Origin of the sequence: Bosea sp. Tri-49, from assembly GCF_003952665.1 — a bacterium.
Lineage (GTDB): Bacteria > Pseudomonadota > Alphaproteobacteria > Rhizobiales > Beijerinckiaceae > Allobosea.
Genome location: NZ_CP017946.1, coordinates 1,771,059 through 1,789,506 on the forward strand (window position 1 = coordinate 1,771,059; position 18,448 = coordinate 1,789,506).

Below are 18,448 nucleotides of genomic sequence, written 5' to 3' on the forward strand. Positions count from 1 at the left end.
CTGTGATCGATCGGTGCGTTCATGCCGGAACCTCAACGCGTTGCTGCGCGCCGATGCGGCGGATTTCGGGGAGGCACGAACCGCAATTCGTGCCGGCCTTCAGCTTGCGGCCGATATCCTCGACCGTGATGGCTGCGCCCTCGGCGAAAACGGCGCGGATCGCATTCAGCCCGACGCCGAAGCAGGCGCAGACCGTTGGGCCTTGATCGGCGGCGCCATCGAGGCTGCGGCCGGAGAGGAGCGCGAGGCGCTGGCGCGGATCGACCTCACCGCCGGCAAAGGCTAGCTTCACCGCATCCCAGACCGGGGCGTCATGATCCGGTCCGAGGAAGAGGGCCGCGGCGAGCCGGCCATCGCGGATCAGGGCGCAGCGATAGAGCCCGCGCTCGGCATCGACCATTTCGAGCAGCCCCTCGGGACCAAAGGCCTCGCGGGCGAGCTGCATGATTTCGGCGGCATCGACCTGCGTCGCGAAGAGCCGCCCCTGCCCACTTTCGACGGCGACGCGCGTCCACCAGCTTCCTTCCGGCAGAACGAAGCCGTCGCCGCCGAGCAGGAAGCCGCGCGAGCGGAACGAGACCGGTGCAATCGCAGCCGGCGTCGCCTTCATCTCGGGCTGGCCGGAAAACGGATCGACAAACGGCTGGACGGCGGCACCGATGCGGGCGTCGGAGGCGTTCTCGGCTGACCAGTGAATCGGCGCGAAGAGCGAGCCCGGTTGGGCGCCGGGATCGAGCGCGACCTTGAGCACGACAGCACCATGGGCAGTCGCAATGCGGGCGAAGCCCTTGTCGGCCAGGCTGTAACGGGCCGCATCCTCGGGATGCAACAAGACAGTCGGCTCCGCGATATGGGCCGAGAGCCGGGCGCTCAGGCCGGTGCGCGTCATCGTATGCCAGTGGTCGCGGACGCGGCCGGTGTTGAGTAGCAAGGGGAAGGCTTCGCTGGTCGCGGCGGCAAGCGTGGGCGTGGCGAGCGGCTGCATCTTCGCCTTGCGATCGGCGGTGAAGAAGCCACCCTCGGCGAAGAGCCGGGCCGTGCCCTCCGGCTTGCCGACGGGAACTGGCCACTGCACCGGGGCGAGCCCGTCATAGGCGTGGCGCGTCAGATCGGCATGGGCGCCGATGTCGAAGTCGCGGCTGCCCTCGTTCTCGAAGGCCGAGATCGCGGCGTGCTCGGCATAGATCTGGTGCGGTCCGGCATAGGCGAAGGCCTCGCTGAAGCCGAGGCGCTTGGCGACCTCGCAGACGATCCACCAGTCCGGCCTGACCTCTCCGGGCAGTGGCAGAAAAGCGCGCTGGCGCGAGATGCGACGCTCCGAATTGGTGACGGTGCCGTCCTTCTCGCCCCAGGCGGCGGCCGGCAGGATGAAATCCGGCCCAGCGGCGAGCGTATCGTTGGAAAGGACGTTCTCGGAGACGACAAAGAGGTCGAGTCCGCGCAGCGCCGCCTGAACCGCGTCGGCGCGCGGCAGCGAGACGGCGGGGTTGGTCGCCATCACCCACATCGCCTTGATGCGGCCATCGGCGACGGCATCCATCATGGCGACCGCCTTGAGGCCTTCAGCTTGCGCCATGCGGGGAGCGCCCCAGAAGCGGCGGACGCGATCGACCTCGGCCGGCGAATAGCCCATATGGGCGGCGAGCATGTTGGCGAGGCCGCCGACCTCGCGCCCGCCCATGGCATTGGGCTGGCCGGTCAGCGAGAACGGGCCACTGCCCGGCTGGCCGATCCGGCCGGTAGCGAGATGGCAGTGCAGGATCGCGGCCACCTTGTCGGTGCCCTGCGCCGACTGGTTGACGCCCTGGCTCCAGGCGGTGACGACGGCGGGGGTGCCGGCCCAGAGCGCATAGAAGCTGGATATGTCCGACTCGGGCAGGCCAGTCAGCGCAGCGACTGCCGCCAGATCGGGAGCGATCTCACGGGCATTGGCGAGCGCCGCGTCGAAGCCAGCGACGTGGCGCTCGACATAGGCGCGATCGATGAGGCCGGCATCGGCGAGATGCACCAGCAGCCCGGCGAAGAGCACGCTGTCGGAGCCCGGCTTCAGCGGCAGGACGAGATCGGCATCCTCGGCTGTCGCCGTGATGCGCGGGTCGATCACCACGACCCTGGCGCTGCGGTCGGATCGGTTCTGCTGGATGCGGCGGAACAGGACCGGGTGGCACCAGGCGGCGTTGGAGCCGACCAGCACGATCAGGTCGGCGCTGTCGAGATCCTCGTAATTGCCCGGCACGGTGTCGGAACCGAGCACGCGGCGATGGCCGGCGACGGTCGAGGCCATGCAGAGCCGGGAATTGGTGTCGACATGGGGCGAGCCGATGAAGCCCTTCATCAGCTTGTTGGCGACGTAATAGTCCTCGGTCAGGAGCTGGCCTGAGAGGTAGAAGGCGACCGCCTCCGGACCGTGCCGGTCGATGACGCGCCAAAATCCGGCCGCAACAGCATCGAGCGCCTCGTCCCAGGAGATCTGGGTATAGGCGCCGCGGGCACTGCGCTTCAGGGGGTGAAGAACGCGGGTGCCGAGACCGAGCGTTTCGCCGAGCGCCGAGCCCTTGGAGCAGAGCCGGCCGCGATTGGCCGGATGATCCGGATCACCGGCGATCGTCGCGCCGCCCTTGCCGTCCGGCGTCGCCAGCACGCCGCAGCCGACCCCGCAATAGGGGCAGGTCGTGCGGGTCGCTGCGACTGCGGCTAGCGGGGCGTCGTGGCGCATGCTCAGGCCGCCCTTGGAGTGCAATAGGCTTCGCCGAAGGGCAGATCGGCGCGGATCGGCGAGATGTCCTGCTGCGAGCGGATCAAGCCGAGGTAGAAGAGCGCGCCGGTGGTATCGCCGACGAGGACGCAGCCGACGAGCCGCCCCTCGCGCAGCACGAATTTGCGATAGACCCCCATCGCTGGGTCGCGCAGCAGCAAGACCTCGTCGTCTTCCCCCGGTTCGACAGAACCGGCGGAGAAGACGCTGACGCCGCTGACCTTGAGATTGGTCGCCAGCAACGAGCCGGTATAGCGCATCGTCCCGCCGGCAAGCCGCATCGCCAGCACCCGGGCCTGCTCATAGGCCGGCTCGACCAGGCCGTAGACCAGGCCACGATGCTCGGCGCATTCACCGATGGCGAAGATCGAAGGATCGCTGCTGGCAAGGCCGTCGTCGACATCGACGCCGCGATTGACGTCGAGCCCGGCGGCAACCGCGAGATCGACACGCGGGCGCACGCCGATGGCGACGACGACAAGATCGGCAGGGATCGCGCTGCCATCGGTCAACTCCACCGCCTCGACGCGCCCCTCGCCGACGAAGCGCTCGGCCGTGCAGTTCAGCCGGATGTCGATGCCGCGCGCCGTGATCTCGCCTGCGAGCAGGCCGGCACCTTCGCGGTCGAGCTGGCGCTCCATCAACCGGTCGGCCAGATGCAGAACAGTGACCTTGGCGCCGATCCTGGCCAGCCCGTAAGCTGCCTCCAGCCCGAGCAGACCGCCGCCGATCACCACGACGCGCGCGCCGGTCGCGGCGACGGTGCGGAAGTGCGCGACATCGGCGACATCGCGGAAGGTGGCGACGCCGGGCAACTCGAAGCCCGGCACCGGCGGCATCAGCGGCTTTGAGCCAGTAGCGAGGACCAGCTTGCCGTATGGCAGGGCCAAGCCATCGGCCAGGGTCACCGTCTTCGCCGCCCGGTCGATGCTGGCGACCGGCTTGCCATAGAGCATCGAGACGCCGCGCGCCTGCCACCAGGCAGCGGGCTTGAGCTCGATCTCGGGCTCGCCGATCTCGCCGGCGAGCAGCGGCGAGAGCAGCACCCGGTTGTAGGCGAGCCGCGGCTCGGCCCCGATCACTGCGATCGAATAGCGGCCGAGCGCACGCTGGCTGAGCTCGTCGACCAGCCTGGTCGCCGCCATGCCCTTGCCGACGATGATCAGCGGCTCGGCCATAACGTCAGGCCACCCGCTTGATCTTGAGCGCCTTGAGATAGTCGAGCGGCGCCGCCGGATCGAACTTCACGCCATCGAAGAAGGTCTCGACGCCGCGCGAGTCACCGGTCGGCGCCCCAGCCACGCCGAGCGTCTTGGCGGCTTCCGACCAGAGATCCGAGCGGTTGGTCTTGTCGACCAGCGCCTTGATGTCGGTGTTGGTGTCGAACTTGCCCCAGCGGATGTTCTCGGTGACGAACCAGGTGTCGAGGCTCTTCCAGGGATAGGAGGTCGACCCACCCTCGCCCCAGAACTTCATTTGGAGGTTCGTGCCCTTGGCAACCCGGCCATTGCCGTAATTGATGTCGCCCTTGAGCCGGCCAAGAATGTCGGCAACAGGCACGTTGAACCATTGCCGCTTGCCGACAAGCTCGGCGAGTTCCTGCTTGTTCTCCATCTTGTCGGCCCATTGCTGAGCTTCCATCACCGCCATCAGGATCGCCTGCGTCGCCTTGGGATTGGCGTCGACGAAATCGGCACGCATGCCGAGGATTTTCTCGGGGTGCTTGAACCAGAGCTCGCCGGTGGTCACCGCCGTGTAGCCGATGTTCTGGTTGACGAGCTGTTCGTGCCAGGGATCGCCGACGCAGAAGCAGTCCATGGTGCCGACCTTCATGTTCGCCACCATCTGCGGAGGCGGAACGGTGATCAGCTTGATCTCGTTGTCAGGGTCGATGCCGCCGGCGGCGAGCCAGTAGCGGATCCAGAGATCGTGGGTGCCGCCCGGGAAGGTCATCGCGGCGGTCAGTTCCTTGCCGGCCGCCTTCTTGCGCTCGAAAGCCGCCTTCAGGGCGGAGGCATCCTTCTGGACGTTGAGGTCCTTGTATTCATTGGCGACCGAGATCGCCTGGCTGTCCTCATTGAGGTTGAGCAGCGTGTACATCGGCAGCGGCTGGCCGTTCTGCATGACCTTGCCGGTGGAGTAGAGATGCGTCTTGGGCCGCAGGATGTGGCCGCCATCGATGCCGTTGCTCTTGAAGCCGAGCGCCATGTTGTCGCGCGTCGCGCCCCAGGAGGCCTGCTTGGCGATGTCCATGTCGGGCAGGCCGTATTTGGCGAAGAGGCCCTTCTCCTTGGCGATGACCAGCGGCGCCGCATCGGTCAGTGCGATGTAGCCGAGGCGCGTGCCCTTGACCTCTGGGCCAGCGGCCTGCGCGAAGGCGCCGCTCGGAAAGCTCAGCTTGGCAGCGGCGGCGACCGCGGCCGCCCCGGTCAGGTTCAGGAAGTCGCGACGGCTCGGCCCGGCCTGAAGAACGGCTACCGTGGTCTTGACGGTCTTGGTCATCGATCGCTTTCCCTCGTGAACGGTTTGGTGTCCGCGAAAACGAAAACGCCGCGCGAAAGCGCCCTGCCGGGCTCCCTTCGACAGCGGCGTTGCTGTGCGTTCCGATTTCGAACTTGCTCGCGGGCAGCTTTGGCCGCGGTCGAAGTGACTGTTACAAGGACCGTGCCAACTCAGGATTTGGTAGCAAGCATTTGAATTATTTCAATTTACCTTGGCAGACTGCAGCGGCCGGCGCCCATCGCTCACTTTTGTGCGACGCACAATTCTATCGCATCTGCGTAATTTTTAGGCGTGCCTAGAATTTCATCCCTACGCCAGCTCGGTGACGAGCGGCCTGAACACTGCCCGCGCCCGCTCGGTCAATTCGGGCGTGACCACGACCTGCCCGGCCCGCGCCATTGCGGCGAGCACGCGGTCGGCATGAGCTGGATCGGGACGGATCGCAACGGTGTCGAAGCGGATATAGGACGGCACCTGTCGAAGCGGTCGCCCGCCGCCCTGGACGATATCGCCACGCAGGATCGCTTCGATCAAGGCGGCGGGCGCCGCGAGGCGATCGGAGGCCGCGAGCAAGCTGGCGAGGCTAGGCCAATTCGCTTCGTTCGAGACCCAGCGGCTCGCTTCAATCAACGCCGCGTTCAGGCGCGAGACCGCCTCGCTTCGCCGATCGACGTCATCGGCGCGCCAGGCCAGCACTTTTTCCGGCAGGTCCGGCATGAGATCGACGCCGCAATGCAGGATCGCCCCGACGCCGGACTCCACTGCCAGGGTGTTCCAAGGCGCGCCGGCGCAGAAGCCGTCGACCTCGCCGCTGGCGAGCGCCTCGACCGTGCGGACCGGCGGCACGATCTCGAGCCGGACATCCTCGCCGAGCCCGATGCCGGCGAGCGCCATCCAGTCGTGCAGCAGATAGGTATGGCAGGAGAAACCGAAGACCGCGGCGAAAGCGAGCGGCGGCAGACCGGAGGCTTTGCGGGCGGAGATAAGCGTCGCGAGCGCCTTGGCCGAGACCAGCGGGTCCGCCAGATCACCTGTCGCGACGCGCGCCATCTCTTCGAACCGGCGCGCCGAGACGGTGAGTGCGTTGCCGTTCAGGTTCAGCAGGATCGGAGCCGCCATCGGCGCGGTGACGCCGCCGATGCCGAGCGTCGAAGCGATCGCCGCCGGCGCCAGCATATGCGCGGCATCGAGCAGGCGCACATGCAGGCGGTCGCGCAGGTTCGACCAGGAGACGTCGCGCACGAGCTCGAGCGCGAGCCCATGTGCCTCGGCGATTCCGGTATCGGCGGCGGCGACCAGCAGGGCCGCATCGACCAGCGGCAGGAACCCGATCCGCAGGTGCAAGGTCATTTCAGCACCTCGGCGGCTGTGATGATGGAACGGGCGATGTCGGCGAGCTTGCGCTTCTCGTTCATCGCGGTGCGGCGCATCAGGGCGTAGGCCTCGTCCTCGCCCAGCCCCTTCAGGCGCATGACGATGCCCTTGGCGCGATCGACGAGCTTACGCTCGTCGAGCTGCGAGCGGGCCTCGTCGAGTTCCTCGCGCAGCTTGCTGAAGGCGTTGAAGCGGCTGATGCAGGTCTGCAGGATCGGCTTCATCCGCTCCTTCCGCAGGCCGTCGACGATATAGGCGGAGACCCCCGCCTCGACCGCGGCCTCGATCTGGCCGGCGTCCGACTGATCGACGAACATGGTGATCGGCCGCCTGACATGGCGACTGACCTGGAACATGTCGGCGAGCGCGTCCCGGCTGGGGTTCTCCAGGTCGATGACCACCACGTCGGGATCATGCTGCCCGATCGCCGCGACCAGCCCCTTCGTCTCGCTGACCCGGATGATGGCGCCGAAGCCGGCCTCCCGCAGGCCCTCTTCGATGATGGCGGCCCGGATCGGGTTCGCATCGACAACCAAGATCTTGATGTCTGACGTCATGCTCTGTGAATGCGCATTGCTCCAGGACGGGAAGCAGGATTCGAGCCAGACCTACTTTCGCGCTGACTTGGGGCCCGAGGCCAGGGCGCCGTTCAGTCGCTCGGCCTACGTCAGATCGCGATGTGTCTGCGCACCTGCGAGCGCCCTTGGCCACCGATACCGATGAACAGTCGTCTACAATTTTATCGTCCGCCGCTTGCAGTGGCCCGATCTCTGTAGAATCGTCCGTCACCCGCGTCGCAAGAGCCACCAAGGACATGCGCCGGCTGATCGGGACATCAGAGCTGATGGATGCGACATCTCGTGAGCGGCTCGTCATCGTCGAGGACGATCCTGTCACCCGCACGGTCATTTCGGGATATTTCGTCGATCAGGGGTTTCTGGTCGAGGAGACGGAAACCATGGCCCAGGCCAGGCAGACGGTCCGGCGCTTCAAGCCGGATCTGATCTTCATCGACGTCGTCTTGCCGGACGGGGACGGATTCGAGCTCGCCAGGGAGCTTCAAGCAGTGTCCGACGCCGGCATCATCTTCGTGACGCATCGCGATGCAGATATCGACCGGATCGTCGGGCTGGAGCTCGCCGGCGACCACTATGTCGGCAAGCCCGTCGATCTGCGCGACCTGCTCGCCCGCGCCCGTTCGCTGCTGCGCCGGCGCAAGATCGAGCGCGACATGGCGCGCCGCAACATCACGGTCACCTTCGGCCCCTTCAACATGGACCTGCGGCGCCGCGAGCTTGCGACGATCAACGGCGATCCGATCCGTCTGACCCGCGGCGAATTCGACCTGCTCGCGGCTCTTGTCGAAAGCGAAGGCCACCCTCTGACCCGCGACTACCTGATCGAGGTCGTCAGCAACCGCGATACCTCTGTCGATGCACGCAGCGTCGACGCATTGGTCGCGCGCCTGCGCAAGAAGCTGGGGGATACGGGCAAGGCGGGCATGATCAGGACCGTCAGCGGAACCGGCTACAAGCTCGGTGTTCCCGTGGAGCGCGACATCTAGGGCACAGCCGCCTCGGCAAGCACCTGCCCTTCCAACCCGGCGAGTGCGTCGAGCGCTTCCGTGCGGGCTCGGTCGAGTGTGTCGATCGCGAGCGTCAACGCCTCGACGCTTGCGCCCGTCGTCTCGCGCTCGAGTGCAGTGGCGAGGGCGAAGACTTGTCCAAGTCCGACGGCGCCTGCCGAGCTCGCCAACTGATGAGCCAACCGGCCGAGCTCGACACGGTCAAGGCGTTCAGCGGCCTCCCCCATGCCCTTCAGAATGGCCGCGGACACGGTCGCGAATAGCGCCACGAGTTGCCGCGTCCGTGCCTCGCCGATCAACCCTCGCTGGGTTCGGAAGAAGGTGACGTCGACGGGCTGATCCGACGACAGGGCCACGACCGGGCCTCGGCCGCTGCGGCCTCCCCTGCGGCCGATCATCTGCAGGAGTGCCGCCGAGGTGATCGGCTTGGACAGGATGGTCGCCAGTCCCGCAGCACGCATCCGCCGCATCGTCTCCGGAGAGACATCCGCCGTCAGCGCCACGATCCGAGGCTGCGCGATGGCGGGCAAAGCGCGGATCGCCCGCGTGGTTTCGATGCCGTCCATGCCACCGCCCATGTGCATGTCGAGCAGGATTAGATCGAAAGTCCGCTTGCGCAGGATTTTCACGGCCGCCTCTCCCGAGGCCACAGCCTGCACCTTGTGACCGGCCTTGCCGACCATGAGCCGGGCGACCTCGCGCGTCACGGGGTCGTCGTCGACGACGAGAATCCGCTGCAGCTGCTCCGGAGACGCCTCGCCGGGCCGAGCCGCGGCTTTGGCCGCAGCCAGTGGCAAGCTGACGGAAAAGGTGCTGCCTTGCCCCCTTACGCTGGCGACGGAGATCGAGCCCCCCATCAACTCGACCAGCTTTCTGCAGATCGCCAATCCGAGACCAGCCCCGCCGTTGCGGCGCCCCGTTTCCGGGTCCACCTGGACGAAATCGCGGAAGATATGATCCTGTACGGCGGGATCGATGCCTATGCCAGTGTCGCGCACCGTCAGTCTCAGCCTGGCGCGCTGCGACGCCGATGCCGGCTGGAGAGCGGCACCGAATTCGACCTCGCCCTGCTCGGTGAAGCTGATCGCATTGCGCAAAAGGTTGACGATGACGCGGTGAATCTTGCCGGAATCGCCGTGCAGGCGCAGGCCCCCGGGCGGGGGCTGCAGCTTTAGGACCAGTCCCTTCTGCTCTGCCAGGGGACGCATCAACGCCTCGGTCGCGGTCAGTAGGGCCCCAAGCTCGAAATCGCGCAGATCCAGATTTTCGGTTCCGGCCTCCAGCCGGGACAGGTCGAGCGTCGCATTGGCAAGATCGACCAGCGCTTCGCCAGAGGTCGCGGCCATGGTGATGAGACGGCGGTCGCGCTGGCTCAGGCGCCCACGATCGATCAGCTCCAGAACCCCGAGCACGCCGGACAGTGGCGTCCGGATATCGTGCCCGACCACGGCGAGGAACCGGGACTTGGCGCGCGTCGCCTCTTCCGCCGCCTTCTGCCCGGCCGAGGCAAGTTCGAGCGCCTTCTTCAGGGCGGCCGTGCGCTCCGTAACCTTGTCTTCGAGCACGGCGCGGCTTTCCGCGAGGCGTTCGGCCATCAGGTTGAACTGTTCGCCGAGCTCCTGCAGTTCGTCGCCGGTGCGGATGTCGATCCGCTCGTCCAATTCGCCCTGACCGATCCGCGCGGCACCAGCGCCGAGCGCCTTGATCGGAGCGACGAGCTTGCGGCTGAGAGCGATGCCGACCAGTACAGCGACGAAAAGCGCGACGGCCAGCAGCGACAGCGAGCGCAAGATCGAGGCATGGATCGGCGCGAAGGCCTCTCTTTCTGGCAGGTCGACGACCACGTTCCAATCGAGATCCGGTACGGCGGCCATGACGGAGAGGACGCGCCGACCCTCGACATCCGTCATCGAAAGTCCGGCGCCCGAGCCGCCAGCCGCCGCATGTGCGTCCACCAGATCGGCGAGATTGGTATTCCGGAGGACGAAACGCAGGTCGGGATGGGCGATCAGCCGGCCGGAGCGCGTAACGATGTAGGCGCGGCCGGCCTCGCCGACCTTGAGCCGGGCCACGACATCGCGGATGAAGACGAGATTGACGGTCGCCCGCGCAACCCGGTGCGGAGCGAAGGCCGAACGCCGGAGCAGCACCATATGCGGCTCCGAGCCGCGCCGGAACTCGACCTCGCCATAGAACTTGCCCTTTGCAAGCGCGGCCTGGAAACCGTGGTCGGCGGACCAGTCTGCATCGCTGCCAGCCCGGTCGCGTGCGAAACGCGAGAGGAAGAGCTGTTCGCGCCCCTCCTGGTCGATCTGGCGCAGGTCAAGGATGGCGGGAACCTGCCGCAGCAGCCTCAAGCCATCGAGGTGGCGCTCTTCGGGCGAAGCATTGCCAATGCCGTTCTCGGAGGCCCAGTCGAGATCGCTCATGATGTCGGCGACGAAGGCGCCGATTCTCTGCGCCGCCGCCCGGGCCTGCTCCTGCTGGACACGTACGAGCAAAGCCCGCTGATCCGAGAAGGCGAAGAGAGCTGCAATTGCCGTATTGAGCCCGAGGGCCAAGCAGATCGCGACGACGACGAAAACCGTATACTTGCGGGTGAGGCCAACTCGCGGCCGCGATGCGCTGTCCTGTTCCGCAGCCGCATGCAGCGTCACGACACGATCCGGGTCGCGCGGATTCGCAGGGACGGCGGCAGGTCGAGCCCCAGGGCTGCGGCAGCGGTTCGATTGATGACCAGCTCGAAGCTGCGCGAGAACTGCACCGGCAGCTCGGCGACATTCGCCCCTCGCAGGATGAGATCGATATAGGAGGCGATCAACTCGGCCGTTTCCTCGCGCGCCCCGCTATAGGAGATCAAGCCGCCCTGCAGCGTGAAGGTGTCGAACGGATAGATCGCCGGCAATCGTTGCTGCGCCGCGGCAGTCGCGCAGGCCGCGGCATTGCGGAAGGTGAAACTGTCCGGCAGGAACACCAGACCGCCCCCGCTCCCCCTTGCGGCGAACGCCGCGATCTCGTGCGCGATTTGCGATGCCTCGGTCACGTGGACGGCTTCGAGAGCAAGCTCCGCACCCGAAATGCTGGTCTGCAGGCGCGCGAGATAGCTCTTGCCCGCAGCCGGCGTCGTGTAGGGGTTGAAGACCACGCCGATGCGGCGGGTCGCGGGTGCGATCTCGGTCAAGAGCTCGACCCATTTCTCCGAGATCGCCGGGTCGTTGTTGCTGAACCCCGTTGCGTTCCCGTCAGGGCGCTCCAGCGAGCGGACGAAACCGCTGCCGACGGGATCGGACGCGGTAGAGAACAGCACGGGGATCTGCCGGGTTTGTTCCAGGACAGCCGCAGTCTCGGCGCTGGAGCCGACAACGATGACCTCGGGCTTTTCGCGGACCACATCAGCGGCAGCCCGCGCCAGATCATCCTCGTTCACCCCGGAGAACCGCCAAGTCATAAGCAGATTCCGGCCTTCGACCCACCCCCTCTCGGCCATAAGCCGCCTCAGCTCCACCATTCGGGCGCGCAGGAGGGGATGGTCGAACGGCACCCCGACCATCAGCATGATCCGCCTCACGGGCTCCGCCGCCAGAGCCCACCGATCAGGGATCGTGAGTCCCGATGCTCCCAAGGCGATCAGAAAGGAACGACGATGCATCGTGTGAGCCGGGTCCACGAGGCGACACCCCAGCCGCGCCTCTTACGGAAAGTTTCGCATGGTCTGCCACGGTGCGTCGAGAGCAGCTCGCGCGAGCATTCGCCCTCTAGAATCTCACCAAAGCCCGATGTGGCGGAAATGACCAAACTCTTGAATCTCACTCGGCAGCGGCAGATGAGCAGCTCTGGGTCAACTCCGGATTGCCACCTCAAGACTCGGCGCTCTCCCTGCCGACTGCAGGCGCAGCGATCATGATGCAACGCGCAAGACAGCCGCCGGCAGCAAACAACATACATTAGAGATCGTATAAACTACTGTTTTTATTGACTTTCTTTCCTCAAGCGCCTCATAGCGCTCGCAGGCGCCGCCGTGGCGCGACGTGAGGATCGATGTCGGACAGTGCGCTCAGCGTCGCCGCACTTTACGCAGCCGAGCAGGACAGACTGCGGCGGCGGCTGATCGGGCGCGGGCTCAGCGCCCAGCAGGCGGCCGACGCGGTGCAGGAGCTGTTCCTGCGCCTGCTCAGGACGCCCCAAAACGACATCCGCGACGCCAGCGCCTATCTCAGCCGCGCGGCCGACAGCATTGCGATCGACCATTGGCGACGCGAACAGCGGACGAACCGCCTGTTCGAAGCGGAGCCCCCGGATGCACTGATGGTTGCCGACCCTGCCCCGTCGACCGAAGCCCGGCTGGTCGAGCGTGACAAGGTACGGGACCTCGAGCAGGCGCTCGCCGCCTTGCCGCCGCGTTGTCGCGAAGTGCTGCTGCTGCACAAGTTCGAAGAGCTCAGCTATGCCGAGATCGCGCTGCGCCTCGGGATCTCCCGCAACACCGTCATGGTGCATCTCGCCAACGCCATGAACCTGCTGCGGCGCCACATGCGCGAGAAAAATCGCCAGGGCGCTAATTAGTTTTCCCTGCGAGATCGTCTAAAGAACAGGACAGCCCAGCGGGTTGAAAGATGGAGCATTTGCGCGCGATGCGTCTGCGAAAACCGGCATTGCGGCTCGGACCGACGCGCTGATGGATATGAGCCCCACCAGTACCGTCGACGACGACGCCGTCGCCTGGTTCGTCCTGCTGCGCGACGAGGAGGCATCCGAAGCGGACCGGGCCGCCTTTGCCGTGTGGCTGGGAGCCAGCCACTCGCATGAACAGGCATGGCGCGAGCTCGAAGCCATCTGGGGAACGTTGGATCAGGTCGCCGTGCCGACGCTGGCGGCGACGTCGAGCATCGTTGCGAAGAGCGCCCTGCGCGGCAGACCCCGCCCGCGATGGCGGCCTCTCGCCGCCGCCGCGATGATTTTGCTGGCTGTTACCGCAGTCTGGCGCCTGGCGCCGGCTGGATTATTGGCCGACCACCGCACCGGCATCGGCGAGCGCCGCATGATCGCGCTGGCGGACGGGTCCCGGATCGAGCTGGGCCCGGCAAGCGCGATCGATGTCGATTTCACTGGCTCCCGGCGCGCCGCCAGACTGGTCGCTGGCGAGGCCTTCTTCACGGTGGCACGCGACCCCGCGCGGCCCTTCGTCGTCAGCGCTGGCCAAGGCGAGATCGCAGTGCTCGGCACCGCTTTCGACGTCAAGATCGGCCAGGACGAAGCGGTCTCGGTCGTCGTCACCGAGAGCAAGGTTGCGGTCAAGGCGGCCGAAAGCACGGCCGTCAGCGTCGTTGCCGGCCAGGAGGTCAGCTATGATCGAAATGGCGTCTCGGCCGTGCGCCTGGCCGATCTCGATACGGTCCAGGCATGGCGACAGGACCAGCTCGTCTTCCATGATGCGCCACTGGATGCCGTTCTGACCGAACTGCGACGCTATCGCCGCGGCACCATCCAGCTGCTCGGCGGCGAGCTCGGCAAGCGGCGGATCACCGCCGTCTTCGACGCCAGGCGCCCCGATGCGGCGCTCGAAACCATTGCCCACAATCTCGACCTGCGCCTGCTGCGCGCGACGGACTATTTCGTCGCTCTCGTCGCCTGGTGAAGAAAAATCGCTCCAGCACCTAATTAGTTTTTCTCCCCCGAGCGTCTTCCCCAACGGGGGAGCGCCAGGACGGCGCTCCGCGGGATCGCGGACAGGGGTTTCGGACTATGACGAGCAGGAACAAGGTCGGACAACAGGCGGTCCGGCCGGCGATGATCGCTGCGCTGCTGGCGGGCACGGCACTCGGCTGTTTCGCCACGCAGCCGGTGTTGGCTCAGGCCTCTGCGGCGACGAGCGTCGCAATCGACATCCCCGCTCAGGCGCTCTCCTCGGCGCTGATCGCCTTCTCGCGCCAGACCAGGATCGAGATCTTCGTCCCGTCTTCGCTGGCGGCCGGCAAGCGCTCAGGCGCGGTGTCGGGTGCGCAATCGCCCGAGGCCGCGCTGCAGCGCCTGCTTGCCGGCACCAGCCTGACCTATCGCTTCACCGGTGCGCGCTCGATCACCGTCGAGGCTGCTCGGAGCGCTGCGACGACCGGTGTGGCGCCGGCCGGCGCGATCCCGCTCGACGAGGTGCTGGTCGAAGGCGCGCGCGGTCTGCCGCCGCCGACCGGAACCATCGGCCAGCCTCCCGTTCCCTATGCAGGCGGCCAGGTCGGAACCGGGACCCGGATCGGCCTGCTTGGAAACCGCTCGGTCCTGACGACGCCATTCAACGTCACGGGCTACACGGCGAAGCTGATCCAGGACCAGCAGGCGAGGTCGCTCGCCGACGTGGTGCAGAACGACCCATCGGTCCGCAACGATGCCCCGCCGTTCAGCGAACGGGATTCCTTCTTCATCCGCGGCTTCTCGGTGGTCAATCTCGACACGGCCTTCGATGGCCTGGCCTATATCGCCAACCCGCGCCGCAGCGTCGTCGAAGGCATCGAGCGCGTCGAGATCCTGAAAGGCCCGACCGCCCTTCTCAATGGCGGGGTCAGCCGCATCGGCGGCACGATCAACCTCATCCCCAAGCGCGCCTTCGACGAGCCGCTGACGCGCGTCACGACGACCTATCTCAGCGACGCGCAACTGTGGACGCATGCCGACATCGGCCGCCGCTTCGGCGTATCCAGGGAATGGGGCGTCCGTTTCAACGGCTCCTACCGGAAGGGCGACACGCCGCTCGACAAGAACGCCATCGAGGTCGGCAACCTCTCGCTCGGCCTCGACTATCGCGGCGATCGCTTCCGCGCCTCGCTGGACCTTGCCCATTCCACCCAGAACGTCACGGCGCCGACATCGCTGTTCAACGCAGCGGCGCCCAACATCGTCATCCCGCGTGCTCCGAACGGGCGCAGGAACACGTCGAGCTCGCTCGAGTACAATGACAGCCGCTACAACATGGCCGCCGGCCGGGTTGAATTCGACCTGACGCCCGACACGACGATCTACGCTGCCGCCGGCGCCAGCCGCTATCGCGAGGACTTCCTGTCGTCGTCCTATCAGATCACCAATCTGGATGGCCGCGCCACCAACAGCCTCGCCATCATGCCGCTGGAACTGCAGGGCTATTCGGGCGAGATCGGTGTGCGCTCGAAATTCCAGACCGGCTTCATCGACCATCAGCTCAACGTCTCCGCCTCGCAGTCGATCAACGAGAACTATTCGCGCGGCTTCTTCCCGCCGGCATTGCCGACCTTCCAGACCAACATCTACGCACCGACACATCTGCCGCGTGATTCCGTCAATACCTTCGGCTTCCCGCGCTCCAGCCGGCAGCCGCTTTTCACCAGCCTGATGCTGCGCAGCGTGGCGATAGCCGACACCCTCTCGGTGGCCGGAGACCGGATCCAGGTGACGGTTGGCGGGCGCTATCAGGACATCGCGCTGAAGAGCTATGTCACGCGCCCCGTCCCCACCCAGGGCACGCTCGCCTCGACCTACAAGGAAGGGCGGTTCAGCCCGGCGATCGCGGCGGTCGTGCGCCCGACCGACAAGCTCTCCATCTACGCCAACTACATCGAAGGCCTGACCGAAGGGCCGAGCGCACCGGCGACGGCGATCAACTCCAGCGAGGTTTTCGCGCCCGTCGTCAACAAGCAGACCGAGGTCGGCGTCAAATACGATTTCGGCACCGTGGCCGTCACGGCCTCGCTCTTCGAGATCCGGCAGCCGAACGCCTATACCGACCCGGCCACGAACCGCTTCTCGGTGAGCGGCCTCCAGGTCAACCGTGGCGCCGAGTTCACGGTGTTCGGCGAACCGTTCGAAGGCGTGCGGTTGCTCGGTGGCGTCACCTTCATGGACGCAGAGCTCGCCGACACGGCCGGCGGCCGCTTCAACGGCAAGACCGCGCCGGGCATCCCGACCACGTCGATCAATCTCTATGGCGAATACGATCTGCCTTGGGTGCGCGGGCTCACCGTCACCGGCCGGATGATCTACACGAGCAAGATGTTCTACGATCAGGCGAACACACAGTCGGTTCCAGACTGGACGCGCTTCGATCTCGGCCTGCGCTATGCCTTCACCGGCCCGGCGGGCAAGCCCGTGGTGCTCAGGGCCAGTGTCGAGAACGTCTTCGACCGGACGTATTGGGCATCCGCCGCGCGCGGCTTCCTGGCGGTCGGAGCGCCTCGGACGTACGTGCTCTCCGCCCAGGTCGATTTCTAGCGGATACGGAAAGCCGAACGCGATGTTGCGCGCCGCTCTGCTCAGCCTGTCCCTCCTGCTTCCACCCGCCATGGCGGCGGCGAAGCAGGTGACCGATCTCGCCGGCAGGACGGTGACGGTTCCCGACAAGGTCGAGCGCATCATCATCGGCGAGGGTCGCTATGTCCCCGCCCTCGCCATCCTCGACCGGGACGATCCCCTGGGTCGCCTGGTCGGGATGATGGGCGATTACGAAGCCGTCGATCCGGCAAGCTATGCCCGCTATCGCGAGCGCTTCCCGAAGATCGCCGAGATCGCCCGGATCGGCCGCGCCGCCAAGGAGAGCTTCAGCCTGGAGAAGGCGATCGCGCTGAAACCGCAGGTCGCGATCTTCAGCCTCGGCGGCCACGGCCCCGACACGCGCTCGGGCGAGGTGATCGCAGCGCTGGAGAAGACCGGCACGGCGATCGTCTTCATCGATTTCCGCAGCGATCCCCTGGTCAACACGCCAAGATCGCTGGAGCTGCTCGGCGAGGTGCTGGGCCGCGAGAAGGAGGCAGCGGAGTTCTTTGCGGTCTGGCGCGCCGCCTTGGCTGAGGTCGAGGACCGGCTGAAGCAGGCGAAGCCGGCGCCGGTCGGCGTCTTCGTCGAAAGCCGCGTCGGACTCGATGCGAGCTGCTGCGAGACGATGACGCGCGGCATGATCGGCCGTTTCGTTACCGCGGCGGGCGGCTTCAACGTCGCCGAGGCGATGGTGCCGGGCGAGGCCGGAACCGTCAGCCTGGAATGGCTGATCGCCCACCCGCCGCAGGTCTATGTCGGCACCGCGATCGGCGGCGCCGCTTCAGCCGACAGCAAGCCCTGGCTCGCGCTCGGTGCGGGGGTTCCAGCCGAGGTCGCGCAGGCGAGCCTGAAGCGCTCGATGGCACGCACCGGCATTTCGCAGCTTGAGGCGGTGCGCCTTGGCAGGGCGCATGCGGTCTGGCACCACTTCTATAATTCGCCCTTCAATGTCGCGGCGGTGCAGGCCTTCGCCAGATGGATGCACCCGGCGCTCTTCGCCGATCTCGATCCCGAAGCGCTGCTGCGCCAACTGCACGAACGCTTCCAGCCCTTCCCCCTCGACGGCGTCTACTGGACCTCCCTGCCATGACTGAAGCACCCACAGCCCTCGCGCCCCGCCCTGCCCTCGACGAATGGCACCTCTCCGTCGTCGAGGCCTTCGACGTCGAGCCTCGGCTTCGCCGCGTCGTCTTCACCGCCGACACGCTGGACCAGCTCGATTATCGGCCGGGCCAGGCGCTCGTCCTGCGCATGCCGCTGCCGGAGGGCGGCACCGGCCGGCGCGACTACACCATTCGCTGGCTCGATCGGCAGGCGAAGCGGCTCGCCATCGACTTCGTCCTGCACGGCGCAACCCCGGCGCCAAGCTGGGCGAAGGCCGCGCGCCCAGGAGACGCTCTGCTCGCGCTTGGCCCGCGCGGCCGCAGCGTGATCGCGCCGGATGCCGACTGGCACCTGTTCTGCGTCGACGAGACCGGCATTCCGGCGCTGCGCCACATGCTGGAGACGCTTCCGGCAGGCACGATCGTCCATGCGCTGATCGAGACCGCCTCGGCACAGGACGAAGCCGCCATCGACACCGCCGCGACATTGACCTGCCGCTGGCTGGCGCGCGACAGCATTCCTGCCGGGCCGAACCTGCTGGTGCTGGAAACCCTGCGCGCGCTGCCGCTTCCGGTCGGCCGAGGCCAGGCCTATCTGATGGGCGAGACGAGCAATGTCCGCTCCTGGCGGCATCATCTCGTGCAGTCGGGCATGCCCAAGACCGCGATCGCCTCAGAGGGCTATTGGCGGCCCGGCCGCGTCGGCGGCCACGACCATGTCGACGATTGAACTGGAAGTCCTTGCCCCCTCTACCGTTGGTAGAAAGCTAGCTACCAACCCCCCGGGCAGGGACGGCAAATACTTATCCTTGATCGAAATTATTCCATTTTCGATCTTCTGACAGCGTATTGTCC

The 18,448-nt window shown here is 66.6% G+C and carries 13 protein-coding genes; 6 read left to right on the forward strand and 7 right to left on the reverse strand.

The annotated features are described in order from the left end of the window. Positions 1-19: 19 nt before the first annotated feature. The 5 genes from BLM15_RS08730 to BLM15_RS08750 form a co-directional block, all read right to left on the reverse strand. Complete coding sequence (locus BLM15_RS08730; protein ID WP_126112252.1) at positions 20-2,716, reverse strand: nitrate reductase; 2,697 nt, start codon at positions 2,714-2,716, stop codon at positions 20-22. Between the two features lie 2 nt (positions 2,717-2,718). Continuing rightward, the gene (locus BLM15_RS08735; RefSeq protein ID WP_126112255.1) at positions 2,719-3,933 is read right to left on the reverse strand and encodes an NAD(P)/FAD-dependent oxidoreductase; all 1,215 of its coding nucleotides are present in this window, start codon (positions 3,931-3,933) and stop codon (positions 2,719-2,721) included. 4 nt (positions 3,934-3,937) lie between these two features. After that, positions 3,938-5,257 (reverse strand): CmpA/NrtA family ABC transporter substrate-binding protein, encoded by a 1,320-nt coding sequence (locus BLM15_RS08740; protein WP_126112257.1) that lies wholly within the window; start codon positions 5,255-5,257, stop codon positions 3,938-3,940. 309 nt (positions 5,258-5,566) lie between these two features. Then, on the reverse strand, positions 5,567-6,607 hold the full coding sequence (locus tag BLM15_RS08745) for a CmpA/NrtA family ABC transporter substrate-binding protein (RefSeq protein WP_126112259.1): 1,041 nt from the start codon (positions 6,605-6,607) through the stop codon (positions 5,567-5,569). Continuing rightward, complete coding sequence (locus BLM15_RS08750) at positions 6,604-7,188, reverse strand: ANTAR domain-containing response regulator (RefSeq protein ID WP_126112261.1); 585 nt, start codon at positions 7,186-7,188, stop codon at positions 6,604-6,606. The genes BLM15_RS08745 and BLM15_RS08750 overlap by 4 nt, the downstream gene beginning before the upstream one ends. Before the next feature lie 257 nt (positions 7,189-7,445). Between BLM15_RS08750 and BLM15_RS08755 the strand changes: the two genes are divergently transcribed. Beyond that, positions 7,446-8,195, forward strand: coding sequence for a response regulator transcription factor (locus BLM15_RS08755; protein WP_126112263.1), 750 nt, complete (start codon positions 7,446-7,448; stop codon positions 8,193-8,195). Here BLM15_RS08755 and BLM15_RS08760 read toward each other — a convergent pair. Beyond that, positions 8,192-10,873, reverse strand: coding sequence for an ATP-binding protein (locus BLM15_RS08760; RefSeq protein ID WP_126112265.1), 2,682 nt, complete (start codon positions 10,871-10,873; stop codon positions 8,192-8,194). The two genes, BLM15_RS08755 and BLM15_RS08760, sit on opposite strands and share 4 nt — an antisense overlap. Next, positions 10,870-11,772 (reverse strand): ABC transporter substrate-binding protein, encoded by a 903-nt coding sequence (locus BLM15_RS08765; protein ID WP_164547445.1) that lies wholly within the window; start codon positions 11,770-11,772, stop codon positions 10,870-10,872. Before BLM15_RS08765 ends, BLM15_RS08760 begins: the two co-directional genes overlap by 4 nt. A gap of 482 nt (positions 11,773-12,254) precedes the next feature. Here BLM15_RS08765 and BLM15_RS08770 point away from each other — a divergent pair, with 482 nt between their 5' ends. From BLM15_RS08770 to BLM15_RS08790, 5 genes are all read left to right on the forward strand, one after another. Then, complete coding sequence (locus BLM15_RS08770) at positions 12,255-12,779, forward strand: RNA polymerase sigma factor (protein ID WP_126112269.1); 525 nt, start codon at positions 12,255-12,257, stop codon at positions 12,777-12,779. 112 nt (positions 12,780-12,891) lie between these two features. Next, on the forward strand, positions 12,892-13,851 hold the full coding sequence (locus tag BLM15_RS08775; RefSeq protein ID WP_126112271.1) for a FecR family protein: 960 nt from the start codon (positions 12,892-12,894) through the stop codon (positions 13,849-13,851). Between the two features lie 107 nt (positions 13,852-13,958). Next, on the forward strand, positions 13,959-16,448 hold the full coding sequence (locus BLM15_RS08780) for a TonB-dependent receptor (protein ID WP_236846614.1): 2,490 nt from the start codon (positions 13,959-13,961) through the stop codon (positions 16,446-16,448). Between the two features lie 22 nt (positions 16,449-16,470). After that, the gene (locus BLM15_RS08785) at positions 16,471-17,580 is read left to right on the forward strand and encodes an ABC transporter substrate-binding protein (RefSeq protein WP_126112273.1); all 1,110 of its coding nucleotides are present in this window, start codon (positions 16,471-16,473) and stop codon (positions 17,578-17,580) included. Next, on the forward strand, positions 17,577-18,323 hold the full coding sequence (locus tag BLM15_RS08790; RefSeq protein WP_126112275.1) for a siderophore-interacting protein: 747 nt from the start codon (positions 17,577-17,579) through the stop codon (positions 18,321-18,323). Before BLM15_RS08785 ends, BLM15_RS08790 begins: the two co-directional genes overlap by 4 nt. Positions 18,324-18,448: the final 125 nt, after the last annotated feature.